The 12,810-nt window shown below is 71.8% G+C and carries 15 protein-coding genes; 8 read left to right on the top strand and 7 right to left on the bottom strand.

What is annotated here, in order from left to right; all coding sequences use genetic code 11:
• Positions 1-3: 3 nt before the first annotated feature.
• From AB0F18_RS23575 to hemL, 3 genes are read right to left on the bottom strand one after another with little or no spacing between them, the layout of a single operon-like run.
• Positions 4-633 carry a TlpA disulfide reductase family protein gene (locus AB0F18_RS23575; RefSeq protein ID WP_362063760.1) on the bottom strand — a complete coding sequence of 210 codons (630 nt, stop codon included), beginning with the start codon at positions 631-633 and terminating at the stop codon, positions 4-6.
• Positions 634-686: 53 nt separating this feature from the next.
• Entirely contained in the window at positions 687-1,361 is a 675-nt protein-coding gene (locus tag AB0F18_RS23580) for a histidine phosphatase family protein (RefSeq protein ID WP_362063762.1), read from the bottom strand.
• Positions 1,358-2,680, bottom strand: coding sequence for a glutamate-1-semialdehyde 2,1-aminomutase (gene hemL / locus AB0F18_RS23585; RefSeq protein WP_362063764.1), 1,323 nt, complete (start codon positions 2,678-2,680; stop codon positions 1,358-1,360). The genes AB0F18_RS23580 and hemL overlap by 4 nt, the downstream gene beginning before the upstream one ends.
• 346 nt (positions 2,681-3,026) lie before the next feature.
• Between hemL and AB0F18_RS23590 the strand changes: the two genes are divergently transcribed.
• A complete protein-coding gene (locus tag AB0F18_RS23590; protein WP_007264729.1) occupies positions 3,027-3,464 on the top strand; it encodes a hypothetical protein in 438 nt (145 codons plus the stop codon).
• Between the two features lie 28 nt (positions 3,465-3,492).
• Here the strand turns inward: AB0F18_RS23590 and AB0F18_RS23595 are convergent, their stop codons facing one another.
• Positions 3,493-4,392: an NADP-dependent oxidoreductase gene (locus AB0F18_RS23595; RefSeq protein WP_362063782.1), complete on the bottom strand. Its 900-nt coding sequence runs from the start codon at positions 4,390-4,392 to the stop codon at positions 3,493-3,495.
• A 141-nt stretch (positions 4,393-4,533) separates the two neighbouring features.
• On the opposite strand from AB0F18_RS23595, the gene AB0F18_RS23600 reads away from it, so the two are divergent.
• On the top strand, positions 4,534-4,950 hold the full coding sequence (locus AB0F18_RS23600; RefSeq protein ID WP_362063766.1) for a helix-turn-helix domain-containing protein: 417 nt from the start codon (positions 4,534-4,536) through the stop codon (positions 4,948-4,950).
• A 56-nt stretch (positions 4,951-5,006) separates the two neighbouring features.
• A complete protein-coding gene (locus AB0F18_RS23605; RefSeq protein WP_362063784.1) occupies positions 5,007-5,744 on the top strand; it encodes a Mut7-C RNAse domain-containing protein in 738 nt (245 codons plus the stop codon).
• 22 nt (positions 5,745-5,766) lie between these two features.
• On the opposite strand, the gene AB0F18_RS23610 is transcribed toward AB0F18_RS23605, so the two are convergent.
• Entirely contained in the window at positions 5,767-6,234 is a 468-nt protein-coding gene (locus AB0F18_RS23610; RefSeq protein ID WP_362063768.1) for a hypothetical protein, read from the bottom strand.
• Between the two features lie 215 nt (positions 6,235-6,449).
• Between AB0F18_RS23610 and AB0F18_RS23615 the strand changes: the two genes are divergently transcribed.
• On the top strand, positions 6,450-7,217 hold the full coding sequence (locus AB0F18_RS23615; RefSeq protein ID WP_362063770.1) for an SDR family oxidoreductase: 768 nt from the start codon (positions 6,450-6,452) through the stop codon (positions 7,215-7,217).
• Here AB0F18_RS23615 and AB0F18_RS23620 read toward each other — a convergent pair.
• Positions 7,214-7,756: a polysaccharide deacetylase family protein gene (locus AB0F18_RS23620; RefSeq protein ID WP_362063772.1), complete on the bottom strand. Its 543-nt coding sequence runs from the start codon at positions 7,754-7,756 to the stop codon at positions 7,214-7,216. The two genes, AB0F18_RS23615 and AB0F18_RS23620, sit on opposite strands and share 4 nt — an antisense overlap.
• Positions 7,757-8,148: 392 nt before the next feature.
• On the opposite strand from AB0F18_RS23620, the gene AB0F18_RS23625 reads away from it, so the two are divergent.
• On the top strand, positions 8,149-8,628 hold the full coding sequence (locus AB0F18_RS23625) for a Uma2 family endonuclease (RefSeq protein ID WP_362063774.1): 480 nt from the start codon (positions 8,149-8,151) through the stop codon (positions 8,626-8,628).
• 60 nt (positions 8,629-8,688) lie between these two features.
• Here AB0F18_RS23625 and AB0F18_RS23630 read toward each other — a convergent pair whose 3' ends face one another.
• Positions 8,689-9,882: an RtcB family protein gene (locus AB0F18_RS23630; RefSeq protein WP_362063776.1), complete on the bottom strand. Its 1,194-nt coding sequence runs from the start codon at positions 9,880-9,882 to the stop codon at positions 8,689-8,691.
• A 190-nt stretch (positions 9,883-10,072) separates the two neighbouring features.
• Here AB0F18_RS23630 and AB0F18_RS23635 point away from each other — a divergent pair, with 190 nt between their 5' ends.
• The 3 genes from AB0F18_RS23635 to AB0F18_RS23645 all read left to right on the top strand — a co-directional run.
• Entirely contained in the window at positions 10,073-10,930 is an 858-nt protein-coding gene (locus AB0F18_RS23635; RefSeq protein ID WP_362063786.1) for a DUF3558 domain-containing protein, read from the top strand.
• 156 nt (positions 10,931-11,086) lie between these two features.
• Positions 11,087-11,884 (top strand): DUF3558 family protein, encoded by a 798-nt coding sequence (locus tag AB0F18_RS23640; RefSeq protein WP_362063778.1) that lies wholly within the window; start codon positions 11,087-11,089, stop codon positions 11,882-11,884.
• Positions 11,885-11,970: 86 nt separating this feature from the next.
• A partial coding sequence (locus AB0F18_RS23645) for a DUF2637 domain-containing protein (RefSeq protein WP_362063788.1) occupies positions 11,971-12,810 on the top strand: 840 nt, incomplete at its 3' end.

The following is a 12,810-nucleotide window of genomic DNA, read 5'->3' on the forward strand; positions in this document are numbered from 1 at the left end:
AGGTCACTGCTCCGCGAGGAGCGGGTCGATCATCGAGCGCAGCTGCTCCTCGTTGACCGCGACCAGCGTGCGGGCCGCGATCCTGCCCTGCTTGTCCAGGACGATCGTGGAGGGGATGGACTGCGCGTTCAGGGTGCCCTTGGGGAAGCGGAGCATCAGCTTGCCGTCCGGGTCGTACAGGCTCGGGTAGGTGATCCCGAAGTTCTGCTCGAAGGCGGCGGCGTTCTGCGTGCTGTTGTCGCGGGTGTTGATCCCGACGAAGGCGACGTCCTTGCCGGCGTCGCCCAGCTCCTTGGAGACCTTCGCGAAGTACGGGGCCTCCGCCCGGCAGGGCGGGCACCAGGAGCCCCAGACGTTGAGGACGACGACCTTGCCCTTGAGGGTGGTGGTGTCGAGGGTCTTCCCGTCGACGGTCGCGCCGTCGAGCTTCGGTGCCTCGGCCCGGTCGGCCTTCGCGACGGTGGAGATGCCGCTGGGGCCCGTCACGTAGTTGCCGCCGGCGGAACCGGCTGACGTGCTGCCGCCGTCGCCGCACGCCGTCAGGGTCAGGGCGCTCGCGAGGGTCACCGCGGTCAGCAGGATGGCGCGGCCGCTGGTCGAGCGGCGGCGGCGGGGGGCGCGGCTAAGGCTCATGTGAAAAGTTTCGCATGAGCGATTTGCCGATCTTCGGCACCCCCCGCCCACCGCTAGGCGCCGAAGGCCTTCGACTTGCCCTTGACCGGCTTGGCGCCCGCCAGCAGGTGCGCGGGGACCAGGTCCCGCGCCGGCTCGCTGTACCCCACCGACACCAGCCGGTCGTCCTGGTACGTGAACGACGTCAGCGAAGCCAGCGTGCACTGCCGCCGCCGCGGGTCGTGCCACAGCCGCCGCTTCTCCGCGAAGCTCCGCACGATCCAGATCGGCAGCTGGTGGCTGACCGCCACCGCCTCGTGCCCGCGCGCCGCGTCCCGGGCCGCCTCGATCGCGCTCATCATCCGCACGACCTGCTCGACGTACGGCTCACCCCACGACGGCTTGAACGGGTTCGTCAGGTGCTTCCAGTTGCCCGGCTTGCGCAGCGCCCCGTCACCGACGCCGAAGGTCTTGCCCTCGAAGACGTTGCCCGCCTCGATCAGCCGGCCGTCGGTGGCCAGCTCCAGGCCGTGGACCTTCGCGATCGGCGAGGCCGTCTCCTGCGCGCGCTCCAGGGGGGAGGCCACCACGTAGGTGACGTCCCGGTCCTGGAGGTGCTCGGCGACCCGGTCGGCCATCTGCCGGCCCAGCTCGGACAGGTGGTAGCCGGCCCGGCGCCCGTACAGGACCCCGTCCGGGTTGTGCACCTCGCCGTGGCGCACCACGTGGACGACGGTGATGTCGCTCATGCGGTCGCCTCCGCGGCGGCTCGGGCGGCGGCGGGCAGCGCGGCCGCGATGCGCTCGACGGCGCGCTCGTCATGGGCCGTGGACACGAACCAGGACTCGAACGCCGACGGCGGCAGGTAGACGCCTTGCGACAGCATCGAGTGGAAGAACGCGTTGAAGCGGAAGCCTTCCTGCTTCTTCGCGTCGTCGTAGTTGCGGACCGCGTCCGGGGTGAAGAACACCGAGAACATGTTGGACGCGGTCTGCAGGCGGTGCGCCACGCCCTCCTTGGCCAGCGCCTCCGTCACCAGGCCCTGGATCTGGCGGGAGACCGCGTCGACCTTCTCGTACGCCGCGTCGTCCAGCAGCCGCAGCTGAGCGAGACCGGCGGCGGTGGCGACCGGGTTACCGGAGAGCGTGCCCGCCTGGTAGACGGGGCCGGCCGGGGCCAGGTGGCCCATGACGTCGGCGCGGCCGCCGAACGCCGCCGCCGGGAAGCCGCCGCCCATGACCTTGCCGAAGGTCATCAGGTCCGGCTTGACGCCGTCGACCCCGTACCAGCCGGCCCGCGAGGTGCGGAACCCGGTCATCACCTCGTCGGAGATGTACAGCGCGCCGTTCTCGCGGCACAGGTCGGCGAGGCCCTGGTTGAACCCCTCGCCCGGGGTGACCACGCCCATGTTGCCGGGCGCGGCCTCGGTGATCACGCAGGCGATCTCGCCGGGGTGCGCGGCGAAGGCGGCCCGTACCGCGTCGAGGTCGTTGTAGGGGAGCACGATCGTGTCGCCGGCCTGCGCGCCCGTCACCCCGGGGGTGTCGGGCAGCGCGAAGGTCGCCAGACCGGAACCGGCGGCGGCCAGCAGCGCGTCGACGTGACCGTGGTAGCAGCCGGCGAACTTGACGACCTTGGCGCGGCCGGTGAAGCCGCGGGCCAGGCGGATCGCCGACATGGTCGCCTCGGTGCCGGACGACACCAGGCGCACCTGCTCGACGGGCTCGATCCGGGCGACGATCTCCTCGGCGAGGGCGACCTCGCCCTCGCCGGGCGTGCCGAAGGAGGTGCCGCGGGCGACCGCGGCCTGGACGGCCCCGATCACCTCGGGGTGGGAGTGGCCGAGGATCATCGGCCCCCACGAGCAGACCAGGTCGACGTACTCACGCCCGTCGGCATCGGTCAGGTAGGGACCGGTACCGGACACCATGAACCGGGGCGTACCGCCCACGGCACGGAAGGCGCGGACGGGAGAGTTCACGCCGCCGGGGGTCACGAGGGACGCGCGCTCGAAGAGCGTCTGCGAAACTGGGGCTTCATACGGGTACGGGTAGCTCACACCAGCCATGGTCTCAGAGGCCGCGACAGACTTGCGGAGGGGCGTTTCACCGCGCCGCCTCGGGGGAGGTCACTGCCATGATGATCAGGCTGCGTGGCGGGGGCCGCGAAGCCGGGGCAGGCAATACCAGTCGGGTGGAGATATGCAACGCGGTGGTGGACCGGGCGAGGGTACGGACGGCCTGGACCCGCAGCGCGCCCGTGAGGCCCGCCGCCGAGGCAGGCACCGCCGGGCCGCGGAGGCCGCGGAGGCGGCCGCCGCCAGTGCCGTCCCGGACCCCGTCCGCAAGCCGGACGTCCCCGACGCCCCGGACCAGCCGGACGACGGCGACGAGGACCTCCCCAAGGGCCGCGGCATGGGGGTGACCTACAAGTACTTCGGCGCCCCGGACGGTGCGACGGCCGCGCGGGTCCCGCAGACGATGCGGCCGGAGGAGCTCGGCGGCGACGAGCTCGGCATGGGCGGCATGTTCACCAAGATCAAGCCGGAGACGATGGCCGCGATGGTCCTCACCGGCATCGAGGGCATACCGCTGCACAAGGTGCCGCCGCTGGAACTGGTGGTGCTCCACCCGGACTACGCGGTGGTCAAGCTGCCGATGACGGTCGTCGACCCGCTGCGGGGGGTGGGCGAGGAGTCGGTGGGCGCGGCCGCGTTCATCTGGTCGACGGTGCCGGACCGGGGCGGGCCGCGGGACGCCTTCAACGTCTACCAGCTGCTGCACGAGTGGCAGGACTTCTCCCACCGCCTCCACGAGAACGGCCACCAGGCGTACTGCCTCGTCTGGCCGTGACCCCGGCCGGGGGGCGCCGTGGCCCGGGTCAGGAGACCGTGAGGACGACGCGCCCCCGCGTGCCCGGTGCGGCCAGGGCGGCGTGGGCCTTGGCGGCGTCAGCGAGGCCGAACGTCTCCGCGACGCGGAGCGTCAGCGCGCCCGAGTCCACCAGCGCGGCCAGCCGCCCCAGCTCCGCCCCGTCGGCGGCGACCTCCTGCACCACCACCCGCACCCCCCGCTCCCGCGCGGGCTCCGCTCCCGGGATCAGCCCGACATAGGCACCGCCGTCACGGACGAACGCCAAGGCCGCCGCGCCCAGCACCGCCGCGTCCAGCACCCCGTCCACCACCCCGGCGGGAGCCGACCCGCGGGGTACGAACGCCGTCGCGCCCAGGGACCGTACGAGCTCCTCGTCGCCCTCGCCCGCCAGGGCCGTCACCGTCAGCCCGGCCCGGACGGCCAGCTGGACCGCGAGGCCGCCGACCGACCCGGCCGCGCCGGTGATCAGCACCGAGTCCCCGGGGGCCAGCCCGAGCAGGTCCAGGGCGCGGGCGGCCGTCAGCCCGCTCAGCGGCAGTGCCGCCGCGACGGCCGCGTCCACCGACTCGGGCGCCGGGGCCACCGCCGAGGCGTCGAGCACCACGTACTCGGCGTGCGTGCCGAGCGGCTTGACCTTGCCGTAGTGCAGCCCTACCACCCGGCGGCCGGGGGTCCACTCCTGCGCGCCGGGGCCGGCCGCGTCGATCTCCCCCGCCACGTCCCAGCCGAGCCCGATCCGCTGCCCGGCCCCGCCGAAGACGCCCGCGCGGACCGCCCCGTCCACCGGGTTCACCCCGGCGGCCCGGACCCGTACCCGGACCTGCCCGGCCGCCGGCTCCGGCACCTCCGCCTCGGCCACCCGCACCTGCTCCGGCCCGCCGAAGGCGTCCACCACCACGGCCCGCATCGTCTTGCGCCCGGTCATGATCTCTCCCCGTTGTTTCGGCGGCCGGTTCAGCCGCCCCGATGACCACTAACCTACGGAGAGGTACTCTCTTTTCGTAAGTACGTACTTCGGAGTGCGTACCCGACCCGGAAGTGGGCACCCATGGCCACCCAGACCGCAGCCGCCCGCCGCGAAGAGGCACGTGCCGCCTACGACGCCTTCGTCAAGGAATGCCCCACCACCCAGCTCCTGGCCCGCATCAGCGACAAGTGGGTCGGCCTCATCCTCAGCGCCCTCGGCGAAGCCGAGAACGGCTCCATGCGCTACAGCGAACTCGGCCGCAAGATCCCCGGCGTCAGCCAGAAGATGCTCACCCAGACCCTCCGCTCCCTCGAACGCGACGGCATCGTCACCCGCTCCGTCACCGCCTCCGTCCCCGTCCGCGTCGACTACCGGCTCACCGAACTCGGCGGCAGCCTCGGCTGCCTCCTCTCCTCCGTCAAGCGCTGGGCCGAGAACCACTTCGACGAGGTCAGCGCCCACCGCGAGGCCTACGACGCCACCACCTCCGCCTCCTGAACCCCCTCACGAAAACCGGCCGCGCCGCCCCCACCCCCGATGGCATGCTTGGCACCGTGAACGGTCCCGGTATTGAGCTCACCCTCGCCCCCGAACTGCGCCTCTTCGCGCCGCCCAGCCGGCGCGTGGACCGCGTTCCGACCGCCACCGACGGCGCCTCCAGCCTCGGCCACGTCGTCGAATCCGCCGGCGTCCCGCTCACCGAGGTCGGCCGCCTCCTCGTCGACGGCCGCGAGGTGCCCTTCTCGTACGTGCCCCGGGCCGGGCAGTCCGTCGAGGTGTTCGGCGTCGACCGCCCCCAGCAGGTCCCCGGCGCCCCGCTGCGCTTCCTCCTCGACGTCCACCTCGGCACCCTCGCCCGCCGCCTGCGCCTGCTCGGCGTCGACGCCGCCTACGACAACGAGGACCCGGGCGACCCCGCCCTCGCCACCCGCTCCGCCGCCGAGCGCCGCGTCCTGCTCTCCCGCGACCGGGGCCTGCTGCGCCGCCGCGAGATCTTCGCCGGGGCGTACGTCTACAGCGACAACCCCGACGACCAACTCCGCGACGTCCTCGGCCGGTTCGCGCCCGCCCTCGCCCCCTGGACCCGCTGCACCGCCTGCAACGGATCCCTCCGGGAGGCCGACAAGGACAGCGTGGGCGACCGGCTGGAGCACGGCACGCAGCGCTCGTACGACGTCTTCGCGCAGTGCACCGACTGCGAGCGCGTCTACTGGCGCGGCGCCCACCACTCCCGGCTGGAGCGGATCGTCGGCGAGGCCCTGGCCGAATTCGGCAACGGCGCCACCGTCTGACGCACCCCGGGGAGGACACCCCTCAGAACGCGTAGGCGTCCCCCGTGTCCAGCGCCAGCACCACGTGCTCGTTGTTGACGCGGTTGCGGTCCGTCGCCCCGCCGTTCCACCAGGTGTCGATCCGCACCGCCACCTCCGCCGGCCTCTCCCGCAGCTCCAGCACCAGCCCGATGTGCCGCCCCCGCCCGTGCTCGGGCAGCGGCCCCGTCTCGCACACCACCTCGCGCTCCCCGGCCCGCGCGCACCCCCCGGCCGGCTCCTGCACGTCCGCCAGGTCCGCCGACAGCCGCACCCGCACCGTCGCGTTCGCCAGCCCCGACGGCCCCTCGTTGTGCGGCACCATCCACACCCGCAGCTGCCCCCGCTTCAGGGCCACCCGCCCGTGATAGGCCACGTCGGCCTCCGGCCCGGCCCACGCACCCGCCGGCCCGGCTCCGCCCACCACCAGCAGGCCCGCCACCACCACACTCCGTACGGCACCACGGCGCACCGCCACCACCTCCTCGCGCGGACGGTAACCACCTCCAAGAACGACCGATCGGACCATCACACGAACGAGGGCGAGCCCACCCCCCATTCGCCACCGCTCCCGTACGCGCCCCGTCAGCACCCCGGCCTATGCTGGCCAGCGTCCGCACGCGATCCGTACGAACGAACGAGCGCACGGTGCGACCACACACCGCGACCGAACGAGGAGCCCCGCCCATGAGCACGCGCACGGCCACCCGAACCGCCGTAGTCACCGGCGCGAGCAGCGGAATCGGCGCGGCCACCGCCCGTCAGCTCGCCGCCGCCGGCTACCACGTCGTCCTCACGGCCCGCCGCAAGGACCGCATCGAGGCCCTCGCCGCCGAGCTCACCGACGCCGGCCACGAGGCCACCGCCCACGCCCTCGACGTCACCGACCGCCCGGCCGTCGACGCCTTCGCCGCCTCCCTCGACCGCTGCGACGTGCTCGTCAACAACGCCGGCGGAGCCATCGGCGCCGAGCCCGTCGCCACCGGCGACCCGGCCGACTGGCGCACGATGTACGAGGTCAACGTCATCGGCACCCTCAACGTCACCCAGGCGCTCCTGCCCGCACTCACCGCCAGCGGCGACGGCACCGTCGTCGTCCTGTCCTCCACCGCCGGCCACGCCACCTACGAGGGCGGCGCGGGCTACGTCGCCGCCAAGAACGGCGCCCGCGTCCTCGCCGAGACCCTCCGCCTGGAGATCGTCGGCCAGCCCGTGCGCGTCATCGAGATCGCGCCCGGCATGGTCAAGACCGAGGAGTTCGCCACCACCCGCTTCCGCGGCGACACGGAGAAGGCGGAGAAGGTGTACGCGGGCGTCGCGCACCCCCTCTCCGCCGACGACGTGGCCGACACCATCACCTGGGCGGTGACCCGCCCCAGCCACGTCAACATCGACCTCCTCGTGGTCCGCCCCCGCGCCCAGGCCTCGAACACGAAGGTCCACCGCGAGCTCTAGACCAGCCCGGCCGCCTTGAGGTGCGGCATCAGGGGCGCGGGCCTCAGCCCCGCGGCCCTGGCCGCACCCAGCGCCCGGTCCAGATCGGCCGCCAGCGTCGGCGTGAAGTGCAGCAGCACGATGTCCCCCGGCTTCAGCTGCGGGGTCGGGGGCGTCTGGCTCCAGGTGGTGAAGTCGTACGTCCAGGTGACGAGCGCCTTCACCCCGCACGCCTTGGCCGCGAGCCGCACCTCGTCGTTGACGGCCCCGTACGGCGGCCGCAGCAACTTCGGCACCTTCCCGAACGTCTCCGCCAGCTGCTCCCCGGCCCCGCACACCTCGGCGTCCTTCCCGGCCGCGTCCAGCGTGGTCAGATCGGGATGGTTCACGGTGTGGTTCTCCACCGACACCCGGCCGTCGTCCACCAGGTCGGTGAAGTACCGGGTGTCATAGGCGACGGCCCCCGGCAACAGGAACAGCGACGCCGGCACCCGCTTCTCCACGAGCACGCGCGCGGCCTCGGCATCATGCGTCCACCCGTCATCGATCGTAATGAACACGACCTCCTCCGAGGTCGGCACATGCGCCACAACGGCCGGCAGCCCCACCGAGGCCTGAGCCGCCCCAGCACTCCCGATCCCGAACGACAACGCCGCGAGCGCGGCGACGAACACACGAGTTCTCCACATGGCGCCACCCTGGTCTAGACCAACTCGCACCGTCAACCCCCGCACCGCAAGTGGAAGTTGCACGTCGCACAACCACACGGGGTCCGTACGGGTGAATCCACGCGAATCGTCAGCGGGCAGCGCTACGCTCCGAAAGCGTGAGCCGCGAAAGGGAGGAGGCTATGGCCGTGATGCAGCACGAGACCACGATCGCGGAAGCCGCCGATCGACTCTCCAGGGAGCTTCCCAGGCACCGAGTGGAGATTCTCCAGGGGAGGCTCACCGTGACACCACCACCCGCCGATGGGCGCCACGCCCGCACACCAAGCAGGCTCACCGTGGCTTTCCACGAGGCCGGTGCGATGAAGGCGGGTCTGGAATTCCTCCAGGGAATCGGCATCTGGCTGCCCACCGGGCCCGACGACTACGCCATCCCGGACTTCGCACTCGTCACCGACGACTTCCTGGACTTCAAGGGCCGGAACAACTGCTACTCGCCCGAGGCATTCCGCCTCATCGTCGAGGTGACCTCTTCGAACTGGGCGGATGACCTCGGCTCCAAGGTCGACTCCTACGCGAAGGCCGACGTCCCCTTCTACGTCATCGCCGACCGCCGCCACGACGAGGTCGTCGTCTGCCGTGACCCGCGCAACGGCACCTACCGCCTGCGGACCTCCCACAAGCGCGGAACCTCCATCACCGTCCCGGAGTACGTCGGCGTGACCCTCGAACTGCCAGTGGACCTCCTCCTCGACGGCGAGTAAAGGCCGGGCACATGCGAAGGGCCCGGACCGTGATCGGTCCGGGCCCCTTACGCACCCCCGTCAGCCCTTGACGCAGATGACCTGCTTCAGCTTCGCCACGACCTGCACCAGGTCCGTCTGCTGGTCGATGACCTGCTCGATCGACTTGTAGGCGCCCGGGATCTCGTCCACCACGCCCGCGTCCTTGCGGCACTCCACGCCCCGCGTCTGCTCCGCCAGGTCCCGCGCCGAGAACCGCTTCTTCGCCGCCGTGCGGCTCATCTTGCGGCCCGCGCCGTGCGAGGCGGAGTTGAAGGACTTCTCGTTGCCGAGGCCCTTCACGATGTACGAGCCCGTCCCCATCGAGCCCGGGATGATCCCGTACTCGCCGCTGCCGGCGCGGATCGCGCCCTTGCGGGTGACCAGCAGGTCCATGCCGTCGTACCGCTCCTCCGCCACGTAGTTGTGGTGGCAGCTGATCTCCTGCTCGAAGGAGACCTTCGCCTTGCGGAACTCCCGCCGGATGACCTCCTTGAACAGGCTCATCATCGCCGCGCGGTTGTACTTGGCGTACTCCTGCGCCCAGAAGAGGTCGTTGCGGTACGCCTCCATCTCCGGGGTCGCGGCCAGGAACACCGCGAGGTCCCGGTCCACCAGGTTCTGGTTGTGCGCCAGGCCCCGGGCCACCCCGATGTGGTACGCGGCGAGCTCGTTGCCGATGCCCCGGGAGCCGGAGTGGAGCATCAGCCAGACCGAACCCGACTCATCGAGACAGAATTCGATGAAGTGATTGCCGGATCCGAGCGTTCCGATCTGCCTTACCGCCCGGTCATGACGGAATTTGACCGCATCGGCGATGTAGTCGAACCGCTGCCACAGGTCGGCGTACCCCGTCTCCGAGAAGCCGTACAGCCTCGACGGGTCGACGGCCTCCTTGTGCAGCCCCATCCCCACCGGAATCGCCTGCTCGATCCGCGACCGCAGCTTCGACAGGTCGCCCGGGAGGTCGTTCGCCGTGAGGGAGGTCTTCACCGCCGACATGCCGCAGCCGATGTCGACGCCCACCGCAGCCGGACAGACCGCGTCCTTCATCGCGATCACCGAGCCCACCGTCGCGCCCTTGCCGTAGTGGACGTCCGGCATCACCGCCAGGCCCTTGATCCACGGCAGCCCGGCGGTGTTCTGCAGCTGCCGCATCGCGCTGTCCTCGACCGACGCCGGGTCCGTCCACATCCGGATCGGGACCTTGGCCCCGGGCACCTCTACATACGACATAAGACAACAATCCCCCGGAAAGCATCAGAAAAGTGTGAGTACGCGAAAAGCCGCGCTCATACCCCCAAACCAGACAGGGAACCGGCGCCGGCACCAGCGTGTGCGATAGACATTGTGTCCATCCGTGCCCAAGTCGCGGCAACGGAATTTCCCGAGGACGCCAAGGAAGCCAGGGGAGCGAGTGAAGCCGATGGACGTGGAGCGCACGCGAGTACGCCGTCGATTCCTGCCGGGCATCGCGATGCTCACCGTGCTCGTCGCCGGCGCGACCGGCTGCACCAGCGGCAACGGCATCGGGATCAGCAGCGACCAGAAGAACGGCGGCAGCACCGCCGCCCCCGCGCAGCCCGGGAAGTACCGCAGCCTGCCGCAGCCCTGCAAGGCCGTCGACGGCAAGCGGCTGCGGGCCATGCTCCCGGCCGTCGACTCCCTCACCACCGAGCAGCGCGAGCAGCTCTACGCCGGGACCGCGGAGGCCTCCTACGACGCCGACCGGCACGTCGGCTGCCGCTGGAACGCGCAGACGCCCGAGGCGACCCTGCTGCTGTCGGTCACCTTCGAGCGGGTGGTCTCGTACGACCGCGCCGCCGCGAGCGACGACGACAAGGCGCGCCAGGTGTACGTGCGCCGGCTGACGGACGCGCACCTGCCCTTCCCCGGGCCGACGGCGAGTCCCGGGGCGAGTGCGAGTGCGAGTGCCGGTCCCGGTCCCGGTGCGAGTGCCGCCGCCACCCCCCCGGCCGCGCCCTCCCCCGCGGCCTCGCAGTCCGCCCCGCCCTCTCCCTCCCCCACCGCCTCCCCCGAGCTCGGCTCGCGCGTGCTGGAGGGGCTCGGGAACGAGGGGTTCCTGGACGACAAGCTGGGCGCGGCCGGTGCCACCGCCGCGCAGGCCCGCACGGTGCGGATCGTCTTCCGTACCTCGAACGTCATCGTCACCGTCGAGTACAGCGTCCAGCCGTCCGCTCCGGGCAAGGTCCCGCCCGCCGCGGAAACGCAGGACAAGGCCCGTCAGTTGGCCGAGGCCCTGGGCGAGCGTTTCAACGAGTGAGCGCGCCGCTCCAGGGGGGCGTGCACGGCCCGCGTGACGGCGCGCACAGCAGGCGGGCTCCGGATCGGGCTACCGTTGCCCGGGTCCCACACCCCTGAAGCAGCACCCGAAGCACCACCCCGAAGTACCGAGATGTCCCCAACGTCTGAAGGAACCATGCACCGATCAGCCTCGCGCCTCACCCGCGTTCTCGCCTGCGCAGCCGTCCCGGTGATCCTCACCGTCGCCGGCTGCTCCTCCGACTCGGGGAAGTCCTCGGGCTCGGACTCCGGCAAGAAGTCCTCGTCGGCCTCGTCCGCCAAGCCGAGCTCCAAGGGTTCGGCCCCGCTGGAGAAGGTGGCGTTCGCGAAGCTGCCGGACCCGTGCAAGTCGGTGCCCGCCAAGACCATCGAGTCCCTCGTGCGCGACGCGAAGGACAAGAACGGCACGGCCGCCAAGTCGAACGACCTCGCCAACCGTGCCAGCTGCTCCTGGAACGGCCTGGAGACGGACGGCGTCAAGGGCTCGCAGTACCGCTGGCTCTCGGTCTCCCTCGTGCGCTACGACTCGCACGCCTCCCTGGGCAGCGGCAACAAGCGCGCGGAGGAGCAGTACACCAAGCAGACGGAGCTGGCGAAGACCACCAAGGACGCGCACGACGTCAAGGTCGAGCAGGCGGACGGGGTCGGCGACCAGGGCACGTCCGTGGTCTACGGGATCAAGAAGGACGTCGACTTCTTCAACACCACCATCGTGGCCCGCACCCAGAACGTCGTGATCACCCTCGACTTCAACGGTGCCGCCTACGAGGGCGCGGGCGCGCCCGACCAGGCGAAGCTGCTCCAGGACGCGATCGCCGCGACCAAGGAGGTCGTGACCTCGGTCGCCAATGCCGGCAACGACCAGGCGCCTTCGGGCTCCGAGTCCCCGTCGGGTTCCGCTTCGCCGTCGGCCTCGGCCTCGCCGAAGCAGTAGGGCCCTAGGGCGCGGGTGACGCAGGGTCACCCGTACGCTGTGCCTGCCTGTAGCTCGACAAGGGGAGGGGATCGCGAGTGGCCGCGATGCAGCTGACTCGTACGCACCGGATACTCGTCGGTGTCGTGGTCGCCGGAGCCGTCGTCATCGCGGGTATCGGTTTCGCGGGCTCGTACTCCGCGGTCCGCGCGCTGGCGCTGAAGAAAGGCTTCGGCAGCTTCTCGCTGGTGTTCCCGATCGGTATCGACGCGGGTATCTGCGTGCTGCTGGCGCTGGACCTGCTGCTGACCTGGATCCGGATCCCGTTCCCGCTGCTGCGGCAGACGGCCTGGCTGCTGACGGCCGCGACGATCGCGTTCAACGGCGCGGCGGCCTGGCCGGATCCGCTGGGCGTGGGCATGCACGCGGTGATCCCGGTGCTGTTCGTGGTCACCGTCGAGGCGGCGCGGCACGCCGTGGGCCGGATCGCGGACATCACCGCGGACCGGCACATGGAGGGCGTGCGGATCACCCGTTGGCTGCTCTCCCCGGTGCCCACGTTCAAGCTGTGGCGCCGGATGAAGCTGTGGGAGCTGCGCTCGTACGAGCAGGCGGTCGGCATGGAGCAGGACCGGCTGATCTACCAGGCGCGGCTGCAGGCCCGGTACGGGAGGGCGTGGCGGCGGAAGGCGCCGGTGGAGGCGCTGATGCCGCTGCGGCTGGCCCGGATCGGTGTGCCGCTGGCGCAGACGGCCCCGGAGGGGCTGGCGGCGGCGGGGATCGACCCGGTGCTGCTGCCTCCGGCGGGCCGGGCGACGGGTCCGGCGGTGGCTGCTGCCAGTCCGGCGGTGGCCGCGGCGTCGGCGGTGGCCGCGGGTCCGGCGGTGGCGGGCCCGGAGGCCGCTGCCGCCCCGGCCCTGCCGGCGGGGCCCACTGCCGGTGCCGGC

Origin of the sequence: Streptomyces sp. NPDC029216 (genome assembly GCF_040648015.1) — a bacterium.
GTDB lineage: Bacteria > Actinomycetota > Actinomycetes > Streptomycetales > Streptomycetaceae > Streptomyces.